The 26,150-nt window shown below is 55.6% G+C and carries 24 protein-coding genes; 12 read left to right on the plus strand and 12 right to left on the minus strand.

The annotated features are described in order from the left end of the window. Nucleotides 1–15: 15 nt before the first annotated feature. Both pyk and SK58_RS11135 read right to left on the minus strand, forming a co-directional pair. On the minus strand, nucleotides 16–1,458 hold the full coding sequence (gene pyk, locus SK58_RS11130) for a pyruvate kinase (RefSeq protein ID WP_048219880.1): 1,443 nt from the start codon (nucleotides 1,456–1,458) through the stop codon (nucleotides 16–18). A 114-nt stretch (nucleotides 1,459–1,572) separates the two neighbouring features. Then, entirely contained in the window at nucleotides 1,573–2,442 is an 870-nt protein-coding gene (locus tag SK58_RS11135) for a MurR/RpiR family transcriptional regulator (protein ID WP_003859769.1), read from the minus strand. 356 nt (nucleotides 2,443–2,798) lie between these two features. Between SK58_RS11135 and zwf the strand changes: the two genes are divergently transcribed. The 3 genes from zwf to kdgA all read left to right on the plus strand — a co-directional run bounded on the left by zwf (nucleotide 2,799) and on the right by kdgA (nucleotide 7,000). Beyond that, a complete protein-coding gene (zwf, locus tag SK58_RS11140) occupies nucleotides 2,799–4,274 on the plus strand; it encodes a glucose-6-phosphate dehydrogenase (protein WP_003859771.1) in 1,476 nt (491 codons plus the stop codon). A 233-nt stretch (nucleotides 4,275–4,507) separates the two neighbouring features. Continuing rightward, entirely contained in the window at nucleotides 4,508–6,319 is a 1,812-nt protein-coding gene (gene edd, locus SK58_RS11145; protein WP_017384346.1) for a phosphogluconate dehydratase, read from the plus strand. A gap of 39 nt (nucleotides 6,320–6,358) precedes the next feature. After that, complete coding sequence (gene kdgA, locus SK58_RS11150; RefSeq protein WP_003859774.1) at nucleotides 6,359–7,000, plus strand: bifunctional 4-hydroxy-2-oxoglutarate aldolase/2-dehydro-3-deoxy-phosphogluconate aldolase; 642 nt, start codon at nucleotides 6,359–6,361, stop codon at nucleotides 6,998–7,000. 74 nt (nucleotides 7,001–7,074) lie between these two features. Here the strand turns inward: kdgA and purT are convergent, their stop codons facing one another. Then, nucleotides 7,075–8,253: a formate-dependent phosphoribosylglycinamide formyltransferase gene (gene purT, locus SK58_RS11155; RefSeq protein ID WP_015570285.1), complete on the minus strand. Its 1,179-nt coding sequence runs from the start codon at nucleotides 8,251–8,253 to the stop codon at nucleotides 7,075–7,077. Between the two features lie 171 nt (nucleotides 8,254–8,424). Here purT and SK58_RS11160 point away from each other — a divergent pair, with 171 nt between their 5' ends. Next, entirely contained in the window at nucleotides 8,425–9,075 is a 651-nt protein-coding gene (locus SK58_RS11160; protein WP_015570286.1) for a tellurite resistance TerB family protein, read from the plus strand. Between the two features lie 75 nt (nucleotides 9,076–9,150). Continuing rightward, nucleotides 9,151–11,226: an oligopeptidase B gene (ptrB, locus tag SK58_RS11165; protein ID WP_017693247.1), complete on the plus strand. Its 2,076-nt coding sequence runs from the start codon at nucleotides 9,151–9,153 to the stop codon at nucleotides 11,224–11,226. On the opposite strand, the gene exoX is transcribed toward ptrB, so the two are convergent. The 3 genes from exoX to SK58_RS11180 all read right to left on the minus strand — a co-directional run bounded on the left by exoX (nucleotide 11,208) and on the right by SK58_RS11180 (nucleotide 12,887). Beyond that, nucleotides 11,208–11,870, minus strand: a complete 663-nt coding sequence (exoX, locus tag SK58_RS11170; RefSeq protein WP_015570288.1) for an exodeoxyribonuclease X — start codon at nucleotides 11,868–11,870, stop codon at nucleotides 11,208–11,210. The two genes, ptrB and exoX, sit on opposite strands and share 19 nt — an antisense overlap. A gap of 24 nt (nucleotides 11,871–11,894) precedes the next feature. Continuing rightward, a complete protein-coding gene (locus SK58_RS11175) occupies nucleotides 11,895–12,545 on the minus strand; it encodes a carbon-nitrogen hydrolase family protein (protein ID WP_015570289.1) in 651 nt (216 codons plus the stop codon). Between the two features lie 111 nt (nucleotides 12,546–12,656). Further along, on the minus strand, nucleotides 12,657–12,887 hold the full coding sequence (locus tag SK58_RS11180; RefSeq protein ID WP_003859784.1) for a DNA polymerase III subunit theta: 231 nt from the start codon (nucleotides 12,885–12,887) through the stop codon (nucleotides 12,657–12,659). 137 nt (nucleotides 12,888–13,024) lie between these two features. On the opposite strand from SK58_RS11180, the gene yobA reads away from it, so the two are divergent. From yobA to SK58_RS11195, 3 genes are read left to right on the plus strand one after another with little or no spacing between them, the layout of a single operon-like run. Beyond that, nucleotides 13,025–13,396, plus strand: coding sequence for a CopC domain-containing protein YobA (yobA, locus tag SK58_RS11185; protein ID WP_017384342.1), 372 nt, complete (start codon nucleotides 13,025–13,027; stop codon nucleotides 13,394–13,396). Between the two features lies 1 nt (nucleotide 13,397). Beyond that, complete coding sequence (gene copD, locus SK58_RS11190) at nucleotides 13,398–14,267, plus strand: copper homeostasis membrane protein CopD (RefSeq protein WP_017693249.1); 870 nt, start codon at nucleotides 13,398–13,400, stop codon at nucleotides 14,265–14,267. A gap of 16 nt (nucleotides 14,268–14,283) precedes the next feature. Continuing rightward, on the plus strand, nucleotides 14,284–14,622 hold the full coding sequence (locus SK58_RS11195) for a YebY family protein (protein WP_003859787.1): 339 nt from the start codon (nucleotides 14,284–14,286) through the stop codon (nucleotides 14,620–14,622). Between the two features lie 126 nt (nucleotides 14,623–14,748). On the opposite strand, the gene SK58_RS11200 is transcribed toward SK58_RS11195, so the two are convergent. Next, entirely contained in the window at nucleotides 14,749–14,946 is a 198-nt protein-coding gene (locus tag SK58_RS11200) for a hypothetical protein (protein ID WP_017693250.1), read from the minus strand. 45 nt (nucleotides 14,947–14,991) lie between these two features. After that, the gene (locus SK58_RS11205) at nucleotides 14,992–15,972 is read right to left on the minus strand and encodes a VirK/YbjX family protein (RefSeq protein ID WP_039270562.1); all 981 of its coding nucleotides are present in this window, start codon (nucleotides 15,970–15,972) and stop codon (nucleotides 14,992–14,994) included. A 167-nt stretch (nucleotides 15,973–16,139) separates the two neighbouring features. Between SK58_RS11205 and pphA the strand changes: the two genes are divergently transcribed. Further along, the gene (gene pphA / locus SK58_RS11210; RefSeq protein ID WP_017384338.1) at nucleotides 16,140–16,784 is read left to right on the plus strand and encodes a protein-serine/threonine phosphatase; all 645 of its coding nucleotides are present in this window, start codon (nucleotides 16,140–16,142) and stop codon (nucleotides 16,782–16,784) included. 34 nt (nucleotides 16,785–16,818) lie between these two features. Here pphA and SK58_RS11215 read toward each other — a convergent pair whose 3' ends face one another. The 4 genes from SK58_RS11215 to yebS all read right to left on the minus strand — a co-directional run bounded on the left by SK58_RS11215 (nucleotide 16,819) and on the right by yebS (nucleotide 22,570). Beyond that, nucleotides 16,819–17,058 carry a YebV family protein gene (locus tag SK58_RS11215; protein WP_003859885.1) on the minus strand — a complete coding sequence of 80 codons (240 nt, stop codon included), beginning with the start codon at nucleotides 17,056–17,058 and terminating at the stop codon, nucleotides 16,819–16,821. Nucleotides 17,059–17,164: 106 nt separating this feature from the next. Further along, nucleotides 17,165–18,628: a 16S rRNA (cytosine(1407)-C(5))-methyltransferase RsmF gene (gene rsmF, locus SK58_RS11220; RefSeq protein ID WP_048219883.1), complete on the minus strand. Its 1,464-nt coding sequence runs from the start codon at nucleotides 18,626–18,628 to the stop codon at nucleotides 17,165–17,167. Between the two features lie 56 nt (nucleotides 18,629–18,684). Next, on the minus strand, nucleotides 18,685–21,318 hold the full coding sequence (locus SK58_RS11225) for a PqiB family protein (protein WP_048219886.1): 2,634 nt from the start codon (nucleotides 21,316–21,318) through the stop codon (nucleotides 18,685–18,687). After that, a complete protein-coding gene (gene yebS / locus SK58_RS11230; RefSeq protein ID WP_020480541.1) occupies nucleotides 21,287–22,570 on the minus strand; it encodes a membrane integrity lipid transport subunit YebS in 1,284 nt (427 codons plus the stop codon). The genes SK58_RS11225 and yebS overlap by 32 nt, the downstream gene beginning before the upstream one ends. Before the next feature lie 132 nt (nucleotides 22,571–22,702). On the opposite strand from yebS, the gene SK58_RS11235 reads away from it, so the two are divergent. From SK58_RS11235 to prc, 3 genes are all read left to right on the plus strand, one after another. After that, nucleotides 22,703–23,200: a GAF domain-containing protein gene (locus SK58_RS11235; RefSeq protein WP_006811006.1), complete on the plus strand. Its 498-nt coding sequence runs from the start codon at nucleotides 22,703–22,705 to the stop codon at nucleotides 23,198–23,200. Nucleotides 23,201–23,296: 96 nt separating this feature from the next. After that, entirely contained in the window at nucleotides 23,297–23,983 is a 687-nt protein-coding gene (gene proQ / locus SK58_RS11240; protein WP_003859895.1) for an RNA chaperone ProQ, read from the plus strand. A 19-nt stretch (nucleotides 23,984–24,002) separates the two neighbouring features. Further along, nucleotides 24,003–26,051 carry a carboxy terminal-processing peptidase gene (gene prc, locus SK58_RS11245; RefSeq protein ID WP_015570296.1) on the plus strand — a complete coding sequence of 683 codons (2,049 nt, stop codon included), beginning with the start codon at nucleotides 24,003–24,005 and terminating at the stop codon, nucleotides 26,049–26,051. Nucleotides 26,052–26,150 lie beyond the last annotated feature (99 nt).

Here is a 26,150-nt window from a genome sequence, read left to right on the forward strand (position 1 = left end):
AGAGGGGAGCGGAGCTTACTCTACGGTCAGTACGCGGGTGGTATTGGTTGAGCCGATGGTGCTCATCACGTCACCCTGCGTCACGATAACGATATCACCGGATACCAGATAACCTTTGTCGCGCAGCAGGTTCACGGCATCGTGCGCGGCGGCCACGCCGTCGTTGGTGCTGTCGAAGTATACTGGCGTCACGCCGCGATAAAGCGCCGTCAGGTTCAGCGTACGCTCGTGACGGGACATGGCGAAGATCGGCAGACCGGAGCTGATACGGGACGTCATTAGCGCGGTACGGCCAGATTCGGTCATGGTGATGATCGCCGTGACCCCTTTCAGGTGGTTGGCTGCGTACATCGCGGACATCGCAATCGCTTCTTCCACATTGTCGAACTGGATATCCAGGCGGTGCTTGGAGACGTTAATGCTTGGGATCTTCTCCGCACCCAGGCAGACGCGCGCCATGGCGGCCACGGTTTCCGCCGGATACTGGCCCGCTGCGGTTTCTGCTGACAGCATCACCGCGTCAGTACCATCCAGCACGGCGTTCGCCACGTCCATGACTTCCGCACGGGTCGGCATTGGATTGGTGATCATGGATTCCATCATCTGGGTGGCGGTGATCACCGCGCGGTTCAGCTGACGCGCGCGACGGATCAGCGCTTTCTGGATACCGACCAGTTCAGGGTCGCCAATTTCCACGCCCAGGTCACCACGGGCAACCATCACCACGTCAGAGGCCAGGATCACGTCGTCCATCGCGTCCTGATCGCAGACCGCTTCAGCGCGTTCCACTTTCGCAACGATTTTCGCATCGCAGCCTGCATCGCGCGCCAGGCGGCGAGCATAGTTCAGATCTTCGCCGCAGCGCGGGAAGGAGACGGCCAGATAATCCACGCCGATCTGTGCTGCGGTCACGATATCCGCTTTGTCTTTATCGGTCAGCGCTTCGGCAGACAGGCCACCGCCGAGTTTGTTGATGCCTTTGTTGTTGGAGAGCGGGCCGCCGACGGTCACTTCGGTGAATACCTTCATACCATGAACTTCCAGCACTTTCAGCTGTACGCGTCCGTCGTCCAGCAGCAGGATGTCGCCAGGCACAACGTCAGCAGGCAGACCTTTGTAGTCGATACCCACTTTTTCCTTATCGCCTTCGCCTTTGCTCAGGTTGGCATCCAGCAGGAATTTATCGCCGATGTTGAGGAAGACTTTGCCTTCTTTAAAGGTCGATACGCGGATTTTTGGACCTTGCAGGTCACCGAGGATAGCAACATGGCGGCCCAGTTTAGCTGCGATTTCACGCACTTTGTCGGCACGTAATTTATGGTCTTCTGGCGTACCGTGAGAGAAGTTCATGCGCACCACGTTGGCACCCGCGGCGATAATCTTTTCGAGGTTATTATCGCGGTCGGTGGCCGGGCCTAAGGTGGTGACGATCTTGGTTCTGCGAAGCCTTCTGGACATGTAATACTCCGTTGACTGAAACAACTTTGGTGTTGCGTGAACATAGAATCGGCCTTCATCTATCGCAAGGCAGTAGCGAGGGGACCGAATGCCGTAAATCGTACATCGTAGTTATTAGGGAACATCGCTCTTTATAAGCAATTCTTTATCAAAACGCGATTCTTTCAGGGCTTCCTTGACCCGCTTCAAGTTATCCCGGAATTTTGCGCCCCGGCGTAAGGTAAAACCGGTCGCCAGCACGTCGATGACCGTCAACTGCGCCAGGCGGGAGACCATCGGCATGTACATGTCGGTGTCCTCCGGTACGTCCAGGGTAATGGCGAGCGTCGCTTCCCGGGCCAGCGGCGTACCTGCCGTCGTCAGGGCGATGACCATCGCATCGTTGTCACGCGCGAGCTGCGCCAGCTCCACCTGGCTCTTGGTGCGGCCCGTATGGGAGATGAGTACCACGACATCATCTTCACTACAATTCATACAGCTCATGCGTTGCAGCACAATGTCATCGGAGTAAATCACCGGCACGTTAAAGCGAAAGAACTTATTCATGGCGTCATGCGCCACGGCGGCGGACGAGCCAAGGCCAAAGAAGGCAATCCGTTTGGCCTGCGTGAGAAGATCGACCGCGCGATTCACTGAACTCATGTCCAGAGACTGGCGAACGTGGTCGAGCGTGGCCATAGCCGATTCAAATATTTTTGCGGTGTAAGCATCAACGCTGTCGTCTTCATCTACATTGCGATTAACATACGGGGTGCCGTTTGCCAGACTTTGGGCCAGATGCAGTTTAAAATCAGGAAAGCCGCGCGTGTCCAGACTACGACAGAATCGATTGACCGTCGGTTCGCTGACGCCCGATTCCTGTGCCAGAGCGGCGATGCTTGAATGAATCGCCTGAGCGGGCGCGGCGAGAATAACTTCAGCCACTTTGCGCTCGGATTTGCTAAGGTGTTCCAGTTGAAACTGGATTTTTTCCAGCATGTTCATTGTTAACAAGACGCTCATGAGGGCATAAACGATTTCATAAAGAGATGAAATCTTGATTCGATTTAGCCGATATTACCCCCGGGACTCCCGAAAGGGTAATCGTCGACAAGAAATGTTGTTGTTTTTTTTCATTACTTGATCGACGTCGGGTTTTGCTCTGACCCTGTTGCGCAAAGAATCGACGTTTGTTGCGTCATCAGACGGGCGTAATGGCCCGGGCGACGAAAAATCACCGTATCGCACGCGACGTTAAGCGCTAATGGTTTCAGGAAACGCGTAAAAGCAGTACAGTGCATTGTAATAAAATTACAACGATACCTGGCAGAGTACCAGGCGATCTAACTGAGGAGAATGACATGGCGGTAACGCAAACAGCCCAGGCATGTGACCTGGTCATTTTCGGCGCGAAAGGCGATCTTGCACGCCGAAAATTGCTGCCTTCCCTGTATCAGCTCGAAAAAGCGGGCCAGATCCATCCCGACACCCGAATCCTTGGGGTAGGGCGCGCAGACTGGGATAAGGAGGCTTATACCAAAGTCGTGCGCGAGGCGCTCGAAACGTTCATGAAAGAGAAAATCGATGAAAGCCTTTGGGATAAGCTGAGCGGGCGTCTCGATTTCTGCAACCTGGACGTCAACGATGTAGGCGCCTTTACCCGTCTGGGGGAAATGCTTGACCAGGAAAATCGTGTCACTATTAACTATTTCGCGATGCCGCCAAGCACCTTCGGCGCCATCTGCAAAGGTCTGGGCGAGGCGAAGCTGAACGCCAAACCGGCGCGCGTGGTGATGGAGAAACCGCTGGGTACGTCGCTGGCGACCTCGCGTGAAATCAACGACCAGGTGGGCGAGTTCTTTGAGGAGTGTCAGGTTTACCGTATTGACCACTATCTGGGCAAAGAGACGGTACTGAACCTGCTGGCGCTGCGTTTTGCCAACTCCCTGTTCGTGAACAACTGGGACAACCGCACTATCGACCACGTGGAAATTACCGTGGCGGAAGAGGTGGGCATCGAAGGCCGTTGGGGCTACTTCGACCAGGCCGGCCAGATGCGTGACATGATCCAGAACCACCTGCTGCAAATTCTGTGCATGATTGCCATGTCTCCACCGTCAGATCTGACGGCCGACAGCATTCGTGACGCCAAAGTGAAAGTGCTGAAATCACTGCGCCGTATTGACCGCTCCAACGTGCGTGAGAAAACCGTGCGCGGCCAGTACACCGCAGGTTTTGCCCAGGGGAAAAAAGTTCCTGGCTATCTGGAAGAAGAGGGCGCGAACAAGTCCAGCAACACCGAGACGTTTGTGGCGATCCGTGTGGATATCGACGACTGGCGCTGGGCCGGTGTGCCGTTCTACCTGCGTACCGGTAAACGTCTGCCAGCAAAATGCTCCGAAGTGGTGGTCTACTTCAAAAATCCGGAACTGAACCTGTTCAAAGAATCCTGGCAGGAACTGCCGCAGAACAAACTGACCATCCGTCTGCAACCGGACGAGGGCGTGGATATTCAGATCCTGAACAAAGTGCCGGGTCTTGATCACAAACACAACCTGCAAACTACCAAGCTGGACCTGAGCTACTCTGAAACCTTCAACCAGACGCATCTCGCCGATGCTTACGAGCGTCTGCTGCTGGAAACCATGCGTGGTATCCAGGCGCTGTTCGTCCGCCGCGATGAAGTGGAAGAGGCGTGGAAGTGGGTCGACTCCATCACTGAAGCGTGGGCAGCCGATCAGGACGCGCCAAAACCGTATCAGGCGGGAACCTGGGGACCTGTCGCCTCCGTTGCGATGATCACCCGTGATGGCCGCTCCTGGAACGAGTTTGAATAACCACCTTCTCTAGCCCAAAGGTGTTATTTTACCGGTAACATGATCTAACACAGCAAGTGGCATAATTTTTATCTTTTAAGCTCCGCGTGGATTCACCCGCGGAGCTTTTTTTATTACACTCCCTTCAGACATTTTGCCCCTGTGCTCCGGATATCAGGCGTTTCAGCGTTGTTAACAACCGTCAGAAACTGTGTAAACTCCCGAGCCTGGACAGATAAATTAGAGGAGCTTTTATGAATCCGACATTGTTACGCGTAACACAACGTATCGTTGAACGCTCGAAAGAGACCCGTGCTGCCTACCTTGCCCGCATCGAACAGGCGAAGAGTGAAACTGTCCATCGCTCTCAGCTGGCCTGCGGGAATCTGGCCCACGGCTTTGCGGCCTGCCAGCCTGGTGATAAAGACGCGCTGAAAAGCATGTTGCGTAACAATATCGCCATCATTACCTCCTATAACGACATGCTTTCAGCCCACCAGCCGTATGAGGCCTACCCGGCTATCATCCGCAATGCGCTGCACAGCGTGAACGCGGTGGGCCAGGTTGCAGGCGGCGTGCCGGCCATGTGTGATGGCGTAACCCAGGGCCAGGACGGTATGGAGCTGTCCTTGCTGAGCCGCGAAGTGATCGCCATGTCGGCGGCAGTGGGCCTCTCTCACAACATGTTTGATGGCGCGCTCTATCTGGGCGTGTGCGACAAAATCGTCCCGGGGCTGGTGATGGCCGCGCTGTCGTTTGGCCATCTGCCAGCGATTTTTGTGCCGTCAGGCCCGATGGCTAGCGGTCTGCCAAACAAGGAAAAAGTCCGTATCCGCCAGCTGTATGCCGAAGGAAAAGCGGACCGTCAGGCACTGCTGGAAGCGGAAGCCGCGTCCTATCATGCGCCGGGCACCTGTACGTTCTACGGTACGGCCAACACCAACCAGATGGTGGTGGAGTTTATGGGTATGCAGCTGCCGGGCTCGTCGTTCATCCAGCCGGATGCGCCACTGCGTAAAGCGCTGACCGAAGCCGCAGCCCGTCAGGTGACGCGCCTGACCGGTAACGGCAACGAGTGGATGCCAATGGGCAAAATGGTGGATGAAAAAGTCATCGTAAACGGGATTGTCGCCCTGCTGGCGACCGGCGGTTCAACCAACCATACCATGCACCTTGTCGCGATGGCGCGCGCGGCGGGCATTCTGATCAACTGGGATGACTTCTCCGATATCTCCTCCGTGGTACCGCTGATGGCCCGTCTGTACCCGAACGGTCCGGCGGACATCAACCACTTCCAGGCCGCGGGCGGCGTGCCGGTGCTGATGCGCGAGCTGCTTAAAGGCGGCCTGCTGCATGAGGATGTCAACACGGTGGCGGGCTTTGGCCTGCATCGCTATACCCTTGAACCCTGGCTGAACAACGGTGAGCTGGACTGGCGCGAAGGGGCGAGCGACTCGCTCGATCCTCAGGTTATCGCAACCTTCGAACAGCCGTTCTCTCCTCACGGCGGCACCAAAGTGCTGAGCGGTAACCTTGGACGTGCCGTGATGAAAACCTCTGCCGTGCCGGAAGAGAATCAGGTTATTGAAGCCCCGGCGGTGGTGTTTGAAAGCCAGCACGACGTTTTACCTGCCTTTGACGCGGGTCTGCTTGATAAAGACTGTGTGGTCGTGGTGCGTCATCAGGGACCAAAAGCGAACGGGATGCCAGAATTACATAAACTTATGCCGCCGCTTGGTGTATTATTGGACCGCCGTTTCAAAATCGCACTGGTAACCGATGGACGCCTTTCAGGGGCATCCGGTAAAGTGCCTTCAGCGATTCATGTCACCCCGGAAGCCTACGACGGCGGCCTGCTGGCGAAAGTGCGTGATGGTGACATGATCCGCGTTAACGGTCAGACAGGCGAGTTAACCCTGCTGGTGGATGAAGCAGAGCTGGCGGCGCGTCAGCCACATATTCCTGACCTGAGCGCGTCACGCGTGGGTACCGGACGCGAAATGTTTGGTGCGTTGCGTGAGAAACTCTCCGGTGCGGAGCAGGGCGCAACCTGTATTACGTTTTAAGACGACTTGATTTTAACGATCTGGCGAGAGAAAACTCTGATGAAAAACTGGAAAACAAGTGCAGAAGCAATCCTGACCACTGGCCCTGTCGTGCCGGTTATTGTGGTAAACAAACTGGAGCACGCTGTCCCAATGGCGAAGGCACTGGTTGCGGGTGGCGTTCGCGTTCTGGAAGTGACCCTGCGTACCGCCTGTGCGATGGATGCGATCCGTGCTATCGCCAAAGAAGTGCCGGAAGCGATCATTGGTGCCGGTACGGTTCTGAATGCGCAGCAGCTGGCGGAAGTGACCGAAGCGGGCGCACAGTTTGCCATCAGCCCGGGGCTGACTGAGCCCCTGCTGAAAGCCGCAACCGAAGGTTCTATTCCGCTGATCCCGGGTATCAGCACCGTTTCTGAACTGATGCTGGGCATGGACTACGGCCTGAAAGAGTTCAAATTCTTCCCGGCTGAAGCGAACGGCGGCACCAAAGCGTTGCAGGCCATTGCGGGCCCATTCTCCCAGGTGCGTTTCTGCCCAACGGGCGGCATCTCTCCGGCCAACTACCGTGACTATCTGGCGCTGAAAAGCGTGCTGTGCATCGGCGGCTCCTGGCTGGTTCCGGCGGATGCGCTGGAAGCAGGCGACTGGGATCGCATCACTAAACTGGCTCGCGAAGCGGTAGAAGGCGCGAAACAGTAAGTTTGTTTGCCGGGTGGCGGCTGCGCCTAACCCGGCCAGCCAGACAGTTAAAACGGGCCTTTCGGCCCGTTTTTTTATCCTGCTACGCTGACGTTCGCAGCCGCTCTTTTTGCTCTCGCGACGGCTTCGTCCACATTTTCCCCGGTCGCTAATGCCACGCCCAGACGACGGCTTCCGTCGATCTCTGGTTTGCCGAACAGCCGGACCTGCAAGCCTGCGCCAACCGCACCTTCGACGTTATCAAAGGTGACATTCTGGCTGGTCAGCTGCGGCAGGATCACCGCCGAGGCTGCCGGGCCGTACTGACGGATGCCGCCAACCGGCAGGCCGAGGAAAGCGCGTACATGCAGCGCGAACTCGGAGAGATCCTGTGAAATCAGCGTAACCATCCCGGTATCGTGCGGACGAGGGGAGACTTCGCTGAAGATCACCTCGTCGCCGCAAACAAACAACTCCACGCCGAACAGGCCGTAGCCGCCCAGCGCCAGCACCGTCTTGCGGGCGATCTCCTGTGCGCGTGCCAGCGCCAGCGCGCTCATCTGCTGCGGCTGCCAGGATTCGCGATAATCGCCGTCTTCCTGCCGATGACCAATCGGGTCGCAGAAATAAACGCCATCCACGGCGCTGACGGTGAGCAGGGTAATTTCAAAATCAAACTTCACCACGCCTTCCACGATGACGCGCCCGGCCCCGGCACGGCCGCCCTGCTGGGCATAGTCCCAGGCGTTGTCCAGCGTGCTGCTGTCGCGGATAAAGCTCTGCCCTTTGCCGGAGGAGCTCATTACCGGCTTAATGATGCACGGGTAGCCAATCTCCTCTACGGCCTGGAGAAACGCAGCTTTATCCCCGGCAAAACGGTAGCTGGAGGTCGGGAGCTGTAATTCTTCTGCCGCCAGGCGACGAATGCCTTCCCGGTTCATGGTCAGTTTTGCCGCAGTGGCGCAGGGCACCACGCGCTGGCCTTCCTGTTCAAGGGCAATCAACATCTCAGTGGCAATGGCCTCAATTTCAGGTACCACGAAATCCGGTTTTTCGTCGGCAATTAACCCCCGCAGCGCATTACCGTCAAGCATATCGATGACGTGCGAGCGATGCGCGACGTGCATGGCGGGCGCATTCGCGTAACGGTCCACCGCAATCACTTCCACACCTAAACGCTGGCATTCAATGGCCACTTCTTTACCCAGTTCACCCGATCCCAACAGCATGACGCGCGTCGCGGCGGGACGCAGCGCGGTTCCTAAACGAGTCATAAAAATCCCCCTGAAAAAGATGCGGGCAGTATAAACGAAAACGTTTGCGTCTGTCTTGTATGGGGATAACCGGACAGCAGGGAAATTTGCGCTTCTTTAGTACTGACAGACATTTCCTGACACCCGCTCGCTTAGGCTGTGAAGGTTACGCACTGTTACGTGAGGAAAAATATGTCAGGCTGGATGAATCAACTGCAATCCCTGTTGGGACAAAAAGGCTCGTCGTCCGGCGAGCAGGGTCTGAGCAAGCTGCTGGTGCCGGGTGCGCTCGGCGGGCTGGCCGGTTTGCTGGTTGCCAATAAATCATCGCGGAAACTGCTTACCAAATACGGTACCGGCGCGCTGCTGGCGGGCGGAGGGGCTATTGCAGGCTCCGTCTTATGGAACAAATACAAAGACAAGGTGCGCAGCGCGCATCAGGATGAACCGCAGTACGGGAAGCAGGTATCGCCGTTAGATTTACGCACCGAGCGGTTGATCCTCGCCCTGGTCTTTGCGGCCAAGAGCGACGGGCATATTGATGCCAGTGAACGTGCCGCAATTGAACAGCAGATGCGGGAAGCGGGCGTTGAGGAACAGGGCAGGGCGCTGGTGGCGCAGGCCATCGAACAGCCGCTTGATCCGCAGCGTCTGGCGCAAAGCGTGAAAAACGAAGAAGAGGCGCTGGAACTCTATTTTCTGAGCTGTGCCGCCATCGATATCGATCACTTTATGGAGCGCAGCTACCTGAACGCCCTGGGCGATGCGCTGAAGATCCCACAGGACGTTCGTGAGGGAATTGAGCAGGATATTCAGCAGCAGAAGCAGACCCTCGTGGGCTAGAAGGTCATGTTTCGCTTGCATCATACGTGTGTTTTGCCAACCTTATAGGATGTAAAACGAAAAAGTAAGAATGCCATGCCTCCAAAAGCCCGACGTACTCCTTATGCGATCACCACGCATGGCGATACGCGTATCGATAACTACTACTGGCTGCGGGACGATTCTCGTTCCCGGCCAGAGGTGCTGGACTATCTGCACGAGGAAAACGACTATGGCCGCCAGGTCATGGCCAGCCAGCAGGCGCTTCAGGATCAACTTCTGAAGGAAATGGTGCAGCGTATCCCCCAGCGTGATGTCTCTGCCCCGTGGTGCAAAAACGGTTATCGCTATCGCCATATTTATGAGCCGGGAAACGAATATCCCATCTACCAGCGCCAGTCTGTGCTGAGCGCCGAGTGGGATGAATGGGAGATCCTGCTGGATGCCAACAAACGTGCTGCCCACAGTGAGTTTTATACGCTGGGCGGCATGTCCATTTCCCCCGATAACGCCATTATGGCGCTGGCTGAGGATTACCTCTCCCGCCGCCAGTACGGTTTGCGTTTCCGCAATCTTGAAACGGGAAACTGGTATCCCGAAATGCTGGATAATGTCTCCCCCGATTTCGTCTGGGGTAACGATTCAGAAACGGTCTACTACGTTAAAAAGCATGTCTCAACGCTGCTGCCTTATCAGGTCTGGCGTCATACGGTGGGGACCGATTCCGCCGACGATGAACTGGTGTATGAGGAAAAAGACGAGACGTTCTATGTCAGCCTGCACAAAACGTCGTCTCGCCACTACGTGATCATTTTCCTCTCCAGCGCCACCACCTCAGAAGTGCTGCTGCTGGATGCAGAGCTGCCGGATGCGCAGCCTCTGTGCTTCCTGCCGCGCCGTAAAGATCATGAGTACAGCCTGGATCACTTCCAGCACAGCTTTTACCTGCGTTCGAACCGCGAGGGCAAAAACTTTGGCCTTTATAAAACCAAAGTGCGCGATGAACGCAAATGGGAAGTGTTAATTCCCGCGCGCGATCAGGTGATGCTGGAGGGGTTCACCCTGTTTACCGACTGGCTGGTGGTGGAAGAGCGTCAGCGCGGACTGACCAGTATCCGCCAAATCAACCGCAAAACCCGCGAAGTGGTGGGCATTGCGTTCGATGACCCGGCTTACGTAACGTGGATCGGCTTTAACCCGGAACCGGAATCGTCCCGCCTGCGGTACGGCTATTCGTCGATGACCACCCCGGATACGTTGTTTGAACTGGATATGGACACCGGGCAGCGTCAGGTGATTAAACAGGCTGAGGTCCGGGGTTTTGAGTCGGAAAATTATCGCAGTGAGCATCTGTGGGTGACCGCACGCGACGGCGTTGAAGTCCCAGTGTCGCTCGTCTATCACAAGGCGCACTTCAACAAAGGTAAAAACCCCATCCTCGTCTATGGCTATGGCTCCTATGGCTCCAGCATGGACGCCGATTTCAGCAGCAGCAGGCTGAGCCTGCTCGACCGCGGTTTTGTTTATGCGATTGCCCATATTCGCGGCGGCGGCGAGCTGGGTCAGCACTGGTATGAAGACGGAAAATTTCTCAAAAAGAAAAATACCTTTAATGACTACCTTGATGTTTGCGATGCGCTGATCGCGCAGGGTTATGGCGATCCGCAGCTCTGCTTTGGCATGGGGGGCAGCGCCGGGGGCATGCTTATGGGCGCCGTGATCAACCAGCGGCCTGAACTGTTTAAAGGCGTTATCGCCCAGGTGCCGTTTGTGGACGTGGTGACGACCATGCTGGATGAGTCCATTCCACTGACCACCGGGGAGTTTGAGGAGTGGGGGAACCCGCAGGATGAAACCTATTATCGCTACATGAAAGAGTACAGCCCGTACGATAACGTCGAGGCGAAAGCCTATCCGCATATGCTGGTGACCACCGGCCTGCACGATTCCCAGGTACAGTACTGGGAGCCCGCGAAATGGGTGGCGAAGTTGCGTGAGCTGAAAACTGACGATAATTTGCTGCTGCTGTGTACCGATATGGACTCGGGGCACGGAGGGAAATCAGGGCGATTTAAATCCTATGAAGGGGTGGCGCTGGAGTACGCCTTTTTGATTGGCCTGGCGCAGGATACGCTGCCAGGCCGGGCGGGGACTCAGGCTTCGCCTAAATAATGCTTCAGCGTCAGGCGCAGTTCCGGGCTCATTCTGTCGAGGTTGTTGTACAGCCAGCGCAGATAGCCCGGATCTTTGTCCGCCACTTCCGATACTGGCTTCCCGCGATATTTTCCGAACGTAAAGGTGGTCAGTAGCGCGGGGCGCCCGGTAATGGTCGCCATATCGTCTGGCGTCCAGCCGGAAGTATTCATGATATCAATCAGGAGCGCTGCGGTGATGTAGCAGTCATAAAGAGCGCGGTGATGATGCAGCCCTTCCGGCGTCCGCACGCTGAGTTTACGCGACTTATACAGTGCCATATTGCTGTATTTGATCCCCGGCCACAGACGGCGCGCCAGCTTCATAGTGCAAATCCATTCGCCGGGCATCTCCGGCAGCACGCGGCGGTCAAAGCTGGCGTTATGGGCGACATACCACTGGCTACCGTGGTAAAGAGGGATGATCTCTTCAATCCACGGCTTATCCGCCACCATCGATTCCGTAATGCGATGTATCGCCATCGCCTGCGCACTGATGGGACGATCCGGGCGCACCAGATGGCTCATTGGGTTGACTATCTTTCCGTCAATCACGTCGACAGAAGCGACTTCCACAATTCCACCCTGCAAATCACAGGTTTCGGTATCGATAACGCGCAGCATTGATCGCTCCTGATCCTAAAATGCCTAGCCTAATGGAATGATATCGCCTTGCCAACCCTGTTGGCCTAAAGAACCGGTTAGCAGCAGTTCTCCCTTATCGGCACGTACAATCAGCTGACCTTTTTCATCCCATAACGCGCTACCGCCGCGCGCGTTCGCCATTAATACCGCGATGGCGTACTTGTGCGCGAAGCGTTGTAACGAACCGATGGATTGCCGCCAGCGATGCTCGCCCACGGCCAGGCTGCTGGTGAACAGCGTTGCCTCCGGGTCCAGTTCCGGGGCGTCAGCCTGGTTATCCACGATGGTTAACCGTTTATCGCCAGGAATAACACCCGCACCGTTGCCCTGCGGATAACGCCGAATGGTCGACAGGTTAGGGGTGAAAAGCGCGAGTCCTTTCTGGGGCTGGCCGTGTTGCTGGAGCGTAATACCAGCAATCACCGTGATGAAACGTGACTGGGCGGCGTGAAGGAGGGGGGCAAGCTGCAAATCGTCAGGGGGTGGGGGTAAGGATGTTCCGCCTGGGCCGGTAAGCGAAAGCTCCGGAAAGACGATCAAATCGCACCCATGCCATGCAGCCTCGGCAATAAAGTGCAGGTGATGTTTTACGTGCTCATCAACACAGTTGTGCCGCGGGGCATACTGAGCCGCGGCAATATTCCATCGTGACATCGTGACTTCCTTATACACTAAGTCGCTGGGATTTTAAGATTACACCTAAATTTATCAGGGTTTTCTTATCCTGCCACATAACGCGTAAGGAAGTGTAACGAGACGTTAAGCTTATTTAACTTTAGGTTCGTACGGCAGGCGCGAGAGATTGACGGAGGCGAGGCGATGCGCAATGAGACGTTCGCGAAACCAGTCGCGCAGATGCGCGGGTTGTTCACGCTCTACCACTTCAGCCACGACGGGCATGTTGTAACGCTCTTTGAATGCGACCCCCGCGGCGGCGAGATCGACATTCACTTTGTCCATCTCGTCCTGAGGAAGGGCGGCCAGATTAACGTTCATTTCCTTCTCCTTTTTCTGCGGCGGCAACGTTACCGCGATTGTTCAACGATGACAAGGGAGCAAAGGATGTTCCTCGACTCGTTAATTATACAGAGTTATTCTTTAGCATTCAGGCATAACGAAAAGGAATGATTGTGATGCATTTTACCCCTTCCCGTGTCGCGTGCGCGCTGGCATTTCTGCTCTCTTCAGCCATCACGCCCTCAGTTCTGGCCCATGCGCATCTTAAGCAGCAATCCCCGCAGGAAAATACCGTTGCGGTCGCACCAGAGGTCATTACCCTGAACTTCTCGGAAGGCATTGAGCCTGCCTTCAGCGGCGTGGTGGTGACGGACGCACAGCAGCACAAGATCCAGACCGGCGCGGTGAAGCGTGACGAGAAGGATAACGCAAAGCTGATTGTTCCTCTTGAGAAACCGTTGACGTCCGGCACCTACACGGTGGACTGGCATGTGGTCTCCGTGGATGGCCACAAAACCAAAGGCAGCTATCACTTTAGCGTGAAATAGCATGCTGACCCTGAGCTACGTCGCGTTACGCTTTATCCATTTTGCTGCGCTGATGCTGCTTTTCGGCAACGCGCTCTACAGCGTCTGGTTTGCGCCGTCTTCGTTGCAGCGCCTCATGACCCGGCGTTTCCAGCGGCAGCAGAAACTCGCGGCCTTAATCAGCCTGATAGCGGCTCTGCTGATGTTTGGCCTGCAAAGTGGGTTGATGGGCAACGGCTGGGGCGATGTCATTCGTCCGGCGGTCTGGCGCAGCGTGCTGGGAACGCAATTTGGCGGCGTCTGGTTGTGGCAAATGGTGCTGGCCGCTGTGACGGCGGGCGCTGCATGGCTTACCCCGCAAAAAGGCTCACGGCTGTTACTGCTCGCGATGGGGCAGCTGGTGCTGCTGGCGGGCGTGGGACATGCCGCGATGAACGGTGGCGCACCGGGAGCGTTGCATCGTCTCAACCATGCGCTTCACCTGCTCTGCGCCGCGACCTGGGTGGGTGGTTTACTGCCGCTGCTGTTTTGCATGCGTCTGGCGAAAGGCCGCTGGCAGCCAGCCGCTATCTTTACCATGATGCGCTTCTCCCGCGTGGGGCATTACGCCGTGGCAGGCGTGCTGCTGACCGGGATAATCAATACGCTCTTTATTGTTGGCATAAACGTGCCGTGGCAGGCGCCTTATGTCCAGCTGTTGTTGTTCAAATGTGCGCTGGTCATGATGATGGTGGCAATTGCGCTGGCGAATCGGTATTTTCTTGTGCCACGCTTTCGCCCGGAGGCCGGGCGGGAACAACAGATTTTTATCAGGATGACACAGGCAGAGGTGGTGCTGGGCGCGCTGGTACTGGCCGCCGTCAGCCTGTTCGCGACCTGGGAACCCTTCTGACAAGGTTAAATAACATATGAAAAAGACACTGCTTTCTCTTTTACTTCTCACCTGTGCCAGCAGTGCGTTAGCCGCGCCGCAGGTCATCACTGTCAGCCGGTTTGAAGTGGGTAAGGACAACTGGGCATTTAATCGTGAAGAAGTCATGCTTACCTGCCGTCCCGGTAACGCGCTGTATGTCATCAATCCCAGTACGCTCGTGCAGTATCCGTTAAATGACGTGGCGGAGCAGCAGGTTGCCAGCGGGAAAAGTAACGGACAGCCTGTCAGCGTGATCCAGGTAGATGACCCGGCAAACCCCGGGCAGAAGAAGAGTCTGGCACCGTTTATTGAGCGCGCTGAAAAGCTCTGCTAGCCGTCAGGTTTCCAGTAAAAAAAAAACCGCAGGTGCTTGTAAAAGCTCTGCGGTTTTTCACATTTAGTGATGTTCTGACGCTTTTTTTCAGACCACTTTTACTGTGGACTGGAAAACCTGACGTCGTCATCTATTCTTAAAGGGCAAGGCGATTGAGCCTGCATTAATGCCAACTTTTAGCGCACGGCTCTCTCCCAAGAGCCATTTCCCTGGACCGAATACAGGAATCGTATTCGGTCTCTTTTTATCTGCTTGAAAATAAACGATAAAATCCGGTTTTCGTCTCAGCAGAAGGTTCACTTCCTGTGCGCCTGCTTCAAACATACCACAACCCGGCAGGCGTAAGTCCAGTCCTTTTTGGCTGTTTTGTTAAATTTTTGTTTGTATTTTGCCTGAGACGACTGCGGGATCAATGCGCGCATGTACGGAAGCCGCAATATCATCAAGTAACGCAAAGCGGCGACGGTATTCGGCGCGTTTTTTGCTGGCAATCTCCTCCAGTGCTTTACGCTCCATCTGAAGCGGCAACTGCCAGCAGAAGGGGGAGAGTTTCTTTCCGTTCAGGCCTTCCCAGAACTCGTCGTAGCTGGCGTGAAAATGACGGCCTTTGCTCAGACGGTAGCGCAGCGCGCGGAAAACATGGCCTTCATCGCTGACGGCAAAAATCGCGCTAATGTTCGAGCGTGAGGCAAGCTGGAAGATCACCTCCATCAGCACGCGTTTCGGGAAAAGCCCATGGCAGGCACGGGTAGCCTGCTTAATCACCTCCCGTGAAACATGACGACGTGGACCCTGAAGGCCGCCGATCACCAGCACCGTACGGCCGTTACTGCGTGCGACACAGAACGTCAGGCTGGCAAGCAGCGTATTGTCATTGTCGTGCAGCCAAAGCGTGCTTTCGCCTTCGCGTTCGGCCTTACCTGCGGACGAGGCGTGGACGGTATAGATTTCGCCGTTTTTTGCCTCGAACCGGACAACCGGCACCTCTTGCGGGCTGGTCAGCGCGTGGGCGAGGGCGATGTTTTTCAGACTATCAATCCACTGATAGTGGCTGACGATAGCATCGGCCCGATCGTTTGAGTTCAGGCCGCGCATCAGATACTGGCGGTGAGTTTTGCTCGGCAAGGTAATTTGAGAGGTGAGCAGCCTGTCGAAATCATCGCGCCCGGACAGGGCCTCCAGCATGCGATGGGTGGAGGACCAGAATAAAAGCGAGCGCAGTAGGAACTTTAACCGGTAATCACGTTTGTGCCAGATTGGGCCGGGAACGCGTTTTCCTCTCACCAGTTCAGAAATAATATTTGTGCGATGCGGATAAAAAACATCGTTTTGCAGGTGTATGTTTGACACGTGAAAATCCCTCTTTTTATTCCGCTCTATTTTAAAGGCCAGGGAATAAGGGATTAATAGCGCAGCGATCTTTATTTCCGGCTGGTTTATGGTTTGTTTGGATTCGCAAAATCCAACGCCAGCTCATGACATTTTCTGTGGCAGCTATACTTCTTACAGGAGGCGTTATGTATCAGAAAATAGAGGGAGAACACTGGCGTCATGTCTGGGTTGTCAGCGATATTCATGGTTGCTATCAGTGGCTTATAGATGAGCTGAAACGACGGCATTTTAATCCTGATACGGATCTGCTGATCTCGGTGGGGGATATTATCGATCGCGGGCCTGACAGCGTAAAATGTTTACAGCTGATGCAGGAAAACTGGTTTTATGCGGTACGCGGTAATCACGAGCAAATGGCGTTAGATGCGCTTGAAAATAATGATTTTAGTCTCTGGTCGATAAATGGCGGTAACTGGTTTACCGGGCTTAAGGACGCTCAACAAAAACAGGCGAAGGGTTTACTCGATGCGTGTCGGGACTTACCGCACATTATTGAAATAACCTGCAAAAACGGTCTGAACGTGATTGCTCATGCGGATTATCCCTCCGCTGAATATGGCTGGCATAAGCCGGTGGATGCCCAGCGCGTGCTGTGGGATCGCGACCGGTTAATGGGCTTTATGGTGGGCAAAGGGCAGGGCATTAGCGGCGCGGATCACTTCTGGTTTGGACATACGCCTGTGGACAAACGCTACGATTTTAACAATCTGCACTACATTGATACGGGGGCAGTATTCGGGGGCTTTCTGACGCTGGCGCAGCTTCAGTAATAAATAACCCGCCTTCGGGCGGGTTCTCTTTGAGTCAGGCAAGACGCAAGACCCAGGCATCGGTTTTACTGTCGTAATGCTCACGGTACAGAACGGAATGTTCCCCATCAAGGATCGCCGGGACGCTGGTATCTGCATCCCAGGCGTCCAGCTGCATGCACAAATCCGGATCGGATTTGCAGGGAATACTTAACGTTCGTTCGCCTTGTGATTCGCCGCGCAATTCAGCGTCGTCGATTTCAAAAGCGCCAATGCGTACGCTGGTTTTCGTCATAATGCTCTCCGGTTTGTTGCCCAAAATCTGGTATGACCAGTGCAGTCACCCATTTTTGATCCTAGACAAGGAGAGCGAAATCGCCAGTAAAAAAATGCGCTTTTTTTCAGGCGCTGCGGTTGTTACCGGTAAACAGGCGGCCATCGCGTACCAGTTCGCGCGGATAGCTGTTTTTCAGCCGCGAGCCGACTTTTTTCGCCAGCCCCAGCGGATAGCCCTGATACGCCACGATGACTTCATCCTGTGAGGGGCCGTCTTCCGGGTAAACGTCACGACCGCGATACCACTCTTCCGCTTCCTGATGCGTCAGGGCAAAGGTGTTCTCACTGCCGGCCAGCGCAATGACCGCTTCGTGCTGCCAGCGATAGCCTTTGTTGTGGATCTCCGCCAGGCGAATACCGAGGCGGGAGAAACGCACCTTACCAATCAGCGGTTCGATGTTGACCGGGAACAGCCACAGCTCTTTGTCACGCATCCAGAGGCGCAGGCTCTCATCCCAGTGCAGGCCGACTTTGCTCGCAGCCGCTTGCGCCTGTGCCGCCTCACGGCCTTTGACCGGCGTGAACGGGAAGTTGCCGACCTTAAACTTAGGGGCAGGCAAGGGATCGACGGCGCGGGTTTTACGCAGACGGGCAACAAAGAAGCCTTCGCAATCGTAAATCTGCGGGAAGACATGCAGGAAGCCTTCAGGCGTGGCCGCATGACTGGCCGAGTCGAAGAGGGTGTCCAGCGGCAGAAACTCGACGGCATCCGCATAGCGTTGCTTGAGCCACAGGCAGACGTCCTCGTTTTCATCGCGATTCAGCGTGCAGGTAGAGTAAACCAGCGTCCCGCCTGGGCGCAGGGCATGAAACGCGCTGTCGATCAGTTCGCGCTGTGTGGCGGCGATCTCCAGGTTGCTTTCAACGGACCAGTTTTTTAACGCATCAGGATCTTTACGCACCACGCCTTCGCCGGAGCAGGGCGCGTCGAGCAGGATGGCATCAAAGGCTTCCGGCAGGGCAGCGCCAAACACGCGACCATCGAAGTGCGTTAACGCGACGTTGTGGATCCCGCAGCGGCTGATATTGGCGTGCAGGACTTTAACGCGGCTGGCGGAAAATTCGTTGGCGAGGATCGCGCCGCGGTTATTCATCCGGGCGGCAATCTGCGTGGTTTTAGAGCCCGGCGCCGCCGCGACATCCATAACCCGCTCAGGCTGGTTCCCGTCGGCAAACAGCGCAGCAACCGGCAGCATGGAGCTGGCTTCCTGAATATAAAACAGCCCGCTCAGGTGCTCGGCGGTGCTGCCGAGCGGCAGGCTCTCCTCGTCATCCCGTTCGATCCAGAAACCCTCTTCACACCACGGCACTGGCGTTAATTGCCAGCCGTAGGGGGAGACGAGATCCAGAAACGCCCCGGCGCTGATTTTCAGCGTATTGACGCGAATACTCCGGCGCAAAGGGCGCTGGCAGGCGGCAACGAAATCGTCGAAAGAGAGATGAGCTGGAAGCGCCTCGCGCATCTGTGCGAGGAATTGTTCGGGAAGAAATACGGAGTTTTGAGCCACGGGCACACCACAGGGAAACATTCAGGTGCGCAGTGTAACATAAAGGCTCCGGCGCGTTGACACCGGAGCCTGCGAGATTAACGCGGCAGCGCCGTTCCCCATTCGCGCCACTCTTTCGGTTCACTTTCCAGCAGCAGGAAGTGTTTACCTGCCTGCGCCTTAGGCGCCAGAGGCGTGCCAGGCGGCGTCGCGAAGGCAATGCCGCCGCGAATGAACTGATTAAAGGTCCCCGTTTTGACCACGCCACCGGTCAGGCCGAAGTCCAGCGAGTAGCCTGAAGCGAGCCAGAACACCGAGTTGTTGCGCACCAGATGCTGATAACGCTGGCTGATGCGCAGGCCGACCATCACGCGATCGGACAGATTACCCAGCGTCAGGCTTGTTACTGTCCCTACTTCAATGCCGCGGAACAGGACCGGCGTACCGATGCCCAGCGAACCGGCTTCCGGCACTTCAACCACAATGCTCAGACCGTCCAGATAACGGGAGTCGGTGATGGTGGCCTCCTGCAACTCAAATTCACGACGTGCGTTGCCGCGACCCGGTTCAACGTTAATGTACGGCTGAAGTATGGTATCGAGATGCTCAACCCCTGCGGCAGAAATTTGCGGCGTAACTACCGAGAAGCGCGAGCCTGCCCGGGCGAACGTCTGCACATATTCCGGATAAAGCACGGCGGTCGCCTGCACTTCATTGCGTGCGGTGATCAGCGTCAGCTTCTGGATCTGCCCGATATCAATGCCGAGATAGCGGATGGGCATGCCTTCTGCCAGTTTACCGGCATCAAAGGTGTGCAGGGTAATCTGCCCCCCGACCGCGCGCGCCGCGGTTTCGGACGGGAAGAGGATCCGCTTGTCACCTTTACGCATGTTGCCGCCGGCGCCGCTCAGGTTATCGAAGCTGATCGCACCGCGCAGGGCACGGGAGAGAGGCGATGCCTGTACGGTCAGCCCGCTGCCGTTGAGCTGCACTTTCGCGCCACCCTCAGCCCAGAACACGCTGTTTGGCGTGAGCAGCTTGCGGTACTCCGGCTTGATATGCAGTTCGATATCAAACGCGTCCGCACGAGGACGAACGGTGATCACTTCCCCCACCTCAAACTTACGATAAAGCACGACGGAGCCTGCCTGGACATCCGGCAGCGTTTCCGCGCTTAAGGTCAGCGTGGTGGTCGGCAGGTCGCCGAGGCTGTTTTCAATGGCTTTGTCCAGATTGGCGAACAGCGGATAACTCTCGCGCAGCGCACCTTTGCTGCCCGGCAGAATGCGGATCCCGCCGTTAACCCACTCGCTGGCGCTGGCGCCGAGGAACTCAACCCCGTCCAGACCCACCTTCACGTCGACCCGGCTGTTAACCACAAATTTACTGTCGCCGTGGACCAGGTTGCCATACTGCGGATCGATGGCGGCGGAGAAGGAGACCCCTTTTTCCGACAGCTTACGTTCGAGGACCTGGCCCACCTGCACACCGTGCAGGATCAGCGGTTGCCCGGCCTCGATACCGTAGCTTTCCGGCGCATTCAGCGTAACCGTCAACACGCCCGGTTTTTGCAGCAGGGCTTTACCCGCCGGCGCGATAACAAAGTTTTTGTTCGGCGCGCCTTCACCGGGGATCAGCTCAAAGGTGCTTCCCGTCAGCAGAGAACTAATGCTGGCGTCGCTGAGGGAGAGCTTCGGATTACGCAGTTCAATGCGCGTTTTTTCCCGCAGGAGATCCACCACACTCGGATCCACCGTCATTTCGCCGGTAACGGAACCGCCCGCATTGAGGGTTAATTTTGTCAGTTGCCCGACCTCTAAACCCTGGTACATCAGCGGGGTCGAACCGGCTTTCAGGCCTTTGGCATCCGGCAGGGTCAGCTTGACGATGACACCGCGCTGGCTGTGCGCCAGGTCGGCGTACAGGCCAAAGGTATCTTCTGCGGCGGCAGGGCTGGAGTTAGCAGGTGAGTCGAAGGCGATAGCGCCATTCACCAGCGCCGCCAGGCTCTCAAGCTTCACTTTCGCACCGCTTAAGCTCAGGTCAGCATCGACGCCTGAGACGTTCCAGAAGCGGCTGCCTTTTTTCACCAGGTTGGTAAAACGGCGCTCGATGAGTACATCAATGGTCACGCCATCTTTGTTCGGGTTAATGGCGTAGTCGTAAACGCGGCCTACCGGAATTTTGCGGAAATAGACCAGAGAACCACTGTTCAGCGAGCCCAAATCCGGCGCGCGGAGATGGATCATCAAATCGCCGTTATTCAGCCGATATTTCGGCTGGGTATCCAGCGCAACAAAGTGATCCTGTGGCTCACCTTTGCCGGGCATCATGCCGATATAGTTACCGCCCACAAGCGCATCCAGTCCGGAAACGCCGGCCAGGGAGGCTTTAGGCGTGACCAGCCAGAACTGCGTTTCGGCACGCAGGGCATCCTGCATATCAGACTTAATGCTCGCCCGGACCTGGATTTTGTTCAGCCCTTTGCCAAGGGAAATATCCTGCACGGTACCCACTTCCACCCCCTGGAAGCGAACGGGGGTACGTCCGGCGACAATGCCGTCCGCAGACTGGAAATCAATCGTGATGGTACTTCCGCGATCTTCATAGCTCGTCCAGATAAGCCAGCCTGCGATCATCAGCGCGATGACAGGCAGCAACCAGAATGGCGAAATGCGGCGTTTTGTTTTAATTCTCGCTTCAGTCGGCGAAGCGGGCGTTTCCTGACTCATGTGCGTCCCAAAGTAAGCGGCTGTCCAGCCATTCCACTGCAAGAATAGTCAATATCACCGCAGAGCCGAAATAAAAAGCTGCGGGTCCCATGGTAAAAGCAAGTAACTGATCGCGATTGATGAGCGACATCATCAGCGAAATCACGAACAGATCCAACATCGACCAGCGACCAATCCAGGTCACAAATCGCAGAAGCAGGATGCGGGTGCGTAGTCCTTGTTCGCATTTAAAGTGAATGCTGATAAGCAGCGTAAACATCACCACCACTTTGGTAAAGGGCACCAGAATACTGGCGATGAAAACAATGGCGGCGACCCCCACGTTACTGTGCGCCAGAGAGATAATCCCCGAAAGGATAGTATCTTCCTGACGGGCGCCGTTCACATAAATTACGGAGATCGGCAGCATGTTGGCCGGGAATAAAAATACCAGGGAGGCGATTAGCGCCGCCCAGCACTTTTGCAGGCTGTTGTTGCGTCGCAATCTTAACGGAATGTGGCAGCGTGGGCACCTCCCGCGTTTATCCGGAAAACCGGTGTAATGGCAGCCCAGGCAGACGCGCAGGTTTTCATCAGGCCGGGTCGCGGGGCGCTGCGGGTAAAATCGCTCCCAAAGCTGTTCAACATTCAGATGAATCAGGGTCAAAATACTCAGCAGGACCAGTGAAATAAACGCGAAAAGGCCAATGCCGGGTTGTAAAAACGCATAATCCTGCACCTTGATGGAGGCCACGCCAATGCCTACCAGATAGATGTCCAGCATCACCCACTCCTTGAGCTTTTCCAGCATGAGCAGGACAGGGCGCAGGTTCATCCCCAGAATGTTGCCAAACCACAGGTAGGCAATTGCCGCGACCAGCACCAACGGCGCGCCGACGACGCAGAACAGCACCATGGCGGCCGTAAGCGGATCGCCCTGGCGCGTCATCTGCCAGATCCCCTGCAACACGTTAGCGTCAATACGCACGCCAAGCAGGTAGAGCTTTAACAGCGGCTCGGTCCAGGCGAAGGGCATCAGCAGCAGCATGGTGACCGCCATTGCCGCCAGACGCGTCAATGACCAGTCCCGGCCATCGCGGATTTTGGCATCGCAGCATGGACAAAAAGCACTTTGGTGCGATTTCATCTTCGGCAACATAAAAAGCGTATCGCACTGGGGACAACGCTGATAATGTGCACGGGGCAGAGCCTGGCTTACCGTACGGACAACGATCTTTCGTGTCGGCGTAATTTGGGGTGTTTTTAGGGCCATCAGTCGCACACAGATTAGTATTGTTGAAAGTTATAATAACTCATGAACGGATTCATCTTGAGCATGAGCGCATTTAATGCTTATTTTAATAGGCTATGCGGTAACTATGTAAGATAACTAAGTGATTGAATAATGAACAAAACAGAATTCTACGCGGATCTGAATCGCGATTTTAAGGCATTAATGGCAGGGGAAACCAGTTTCTTAGCCACTCTGGCAAATACCAGTGCGTTACTGTTCGAACGCCTTTCTGACGTGAACTGGGCGGGCTTTTATCTGCTGGAAGGTGACACGCTGGTGCTGGGGCCTTTCCAGGGTAAACTCGCCTGCGTACGCATCCCGGTAGGTCGTGGCGTGTGCGGTACCGCAGTGGCGACCCGTCAGGTTCAGCGTGTCGAAGATGTTCATGCGTTTGACGGCCACATTGCCTGCGATGCCAGCAGCAATTCTGAAATCGTACTGCCGCTGGTGGTTAAAAATCAGATTATTGGCGTTCTGGATATCGACAGCACGGTCTTCAGCCGCTTTACTGCCGAGGATGAGCAGGGGCTGCGCGCGCTGGCCGCAAACCTGGAAAATGTTCTGGCAGAGACCGATTATCATAAATTCTTTGCGAGCGTCGCAGGATAATCAACGGATAACGTAGCATTTACTGATAGCGTCATTATAATGTCGCCTGTTCATGCCTGCGCTTGTTGGCAACGTCCGTTGTAATCAGGAAATTTCATGGAAAATCAACCTAAGTTGAATAGCAGTAAAGAAGTTATCGCATTTCTGGCCGAGCGTTTCCCGCAGTGCTTCAGCGCTGAAGGTGAAGCGCGTCCTCTGAAAGTCGGTATCTTTCAGGATCTGGTCGCGCGCGTTGAGGGGGAGATGAACCTCAGCAAAACGCAGCTTCGTTCTGCCTTGCGCCTTTATACCTCAAGCTGGCGTTACCTGTACGGTATCAAGCCGGGTGCGACCCGTGTCGACCTTGACGGCAACCCGTGCGGTGAGCTGGACGAGCAGCACGTAGAACATGCGCGTAAGCAGCTTGAAGAAGCCAAAGCTCGCGTGCAGGCACAGCGTGCGGAACAGCAGGCGAAAAAACGCGAAGCCGCAGCGGCAAACGGTCAGGAAGACGCCCCTCGTCGCGAGCGTAAACCGCGCCCGGCACCGCGTCGTACTGAAAATAACGATCGCAAACCGCGTGCTGACAAACCCGCAGCTAAAGCCCCACGTGCGCCGCGCGAAGAGCCGCGCCACACCCCAGTTTCTGACATCAATGCGCTGAGCGTAGGTCAGTCTCTGAAGGTGAAAGCGGGTAACAACGCGATGGACGCCACCGTACTGGAAATCACCAAAGATGGCGTTCGTGTACAGCTGACTTCTGGTATGTCAATGATTGTACGCGCAGAACACTTGTTGTTCTGAAACGGAGGCCGAGCCTGGCATGAACACTTTTTTTAAGCTCACCGCGCTGGCTGGCCTGTTTGCTATAACAGGCCATGCTTTCGCTGTGGACGATATTACGCGTGTTGATCAAATTCCGGTTCTCAAGGAAGAGACTCAGCACGCGACGGTGAGTGAGCGCGTGACGTCGCGCTTTACTCGTTCGCACTATCGTCAGTTCGATCTCGATCAGGCCTTTTCGGCCAAAATCTTTGACCGTTATCTGAACTTGCTGGATTACAGCCATAACGTACTGCTGGCCAGCGATGTCGAACAGTTCGCTAAACGCAAATCCGAAGTGGGTGATGAGCTGCGCTCCGGAAAGCTCGATCTGTTCTACGATCTGTACAACTTATCGCAAAAGCGCCGTTTTGAGCGTTATCAATACGCGCTGAAAGTGCTGGAACGTCCGATGGACTTCACCGGCAACGACACCTTTAATCTGGACCGCAGCAAAGCGCCATGGCCGAAAGACGAGGCTGAACTGAATGCGCTGTGGGACGGAAAAGTCAAATATGACGAACTGAGCCTCAAGCTTACAGGCAAAGACGAGAAAGAGATCCGTGAGACGTTAAATCGTCGATACAAATTCGCTATTCGTCGTCTGGCGCAGACCAACAGTGAAGATGTTTTCTCGCTGGCGATGACCGCGTTTGCGCATGAAATTGATCCGCACACTAATTATCTCTCTCCACGTAACACCGAACAGTTCAATACCGAAATGAGCCTGTCTCTGGAAGGTATCGGTGCTGTGCTTCAGATGGACGATGACTACACCGTAATCAACTCCATGGTGGCTGGTGGCCCTGCGTCGAAAAGCAAAGCGATCAGCGTAGGCGACCGTATTGTCGGTGTGGGTCAAACCGGAAAGAGCATGGTGGACGTGATTGGCTGGCGTCTTGATGATGTTGTTGCGCTGATCAAAGGGCCGAAGGGCAGCAAAGTTCGCCTGGAGATCCTGCCAGCCGGTAAGGGGACTAAAACCCGTATCGTTACTCTCACCCGTGAGCGTATCCGTCTGGAAGATCGCGCGGTGAAAATGTCGGTGAAAACCGTGGGTAAAGAGAAGGTTGGCGTTCTGGATATCCCAGGTTTCTACGTCGGCCTGACCGATGATGTGAAAGTGCAGCTCCAGAAGCTTGAAAAGCAGAATGTCAGCAGCGTGATCATTGACCTGCGCAGCAACGGCGGCGGGGCATTGACCGAGGCCGTCTCGCTTTCCGGGCTGTTTATCCCGTCTGGGCCGGTGGTACAGGTGCGCGATAACAACGGTAAAGTGCGTGAAGATGCCGATACCGATGGTGTGGTCTACTATAAGGGTCCGCTGGTGGTGCTTGTCGATCGCTTCAGCGCCTCTGCATCGGAAATCTTCGCTGCTGCCATGCAGGATTACGGCCGGGCATTAATCGTCGGCGAACCGACGTTTGGCAAGGGCACCGTTCAGCAGTACCGCTCTCTGAACCGTATTTACGACCAGATGCTGCGCCCTGAGTGGCCTGCGCTGGGCTCAGTACAGTACACCATTCAGAAGTTTTACCGCGTCAACGGCGGCAGTACGCAGCGCAAAGGCGTGACGCCGGATATCATGATGCCGACAGGTACCGAAGAGACGGAAACGGGCGAGAAGTTTGAAGATAACGCGCTGCCGTGGGATAGCATTGATGCCGCGACATTCGTGAAATCGGGTGATATGAAACAGTTCGGACCGGAACTGCTGAAAAATCACAACGATCGCATCGGGAAGGATCCGGAATTCCAGTACATCATGAAGGACATCGCGCGTTTCAACGCTTTGAAAGCGAAACGGAACATTGTGTCTCTGAACTACGCCCAGCGTGAGAAAGAGAACAATGAAGATGACGCGACACGTCTGGCGCGTATCAACGATCGCTTCAAACGTGAAGGCAAGCCTCTGCTCAAAAAACTGGACGATCTGCCTAAGGATTACCAGGAGCCCGATCCGTATCTGGACGAGACGGTGCATATCGCGCTTGATCTCGCGAAGCTGGAAAAAGAGAAACCCGCTCTGCAACCTGCTCCGACAAAATAATCCCCCAACAGGCACAAGAAATTGTGCCTGTTTCTTTATGTACCTCCTCCTTCCGTCAGGCGGATTTCCAATTGTGTAAAGTTGTGTCTTTCTGGTGAC

The organism is Enterobacter sp. BIDMC93 (assembly GCF_001037805.1).
Lineage (GTDB): Bacteria > Pseudomonadota > Gammaproteobacteria > Enterobacterales > Enterobacteriaceae > Enterobacter > Enterobacter hormaechei_C.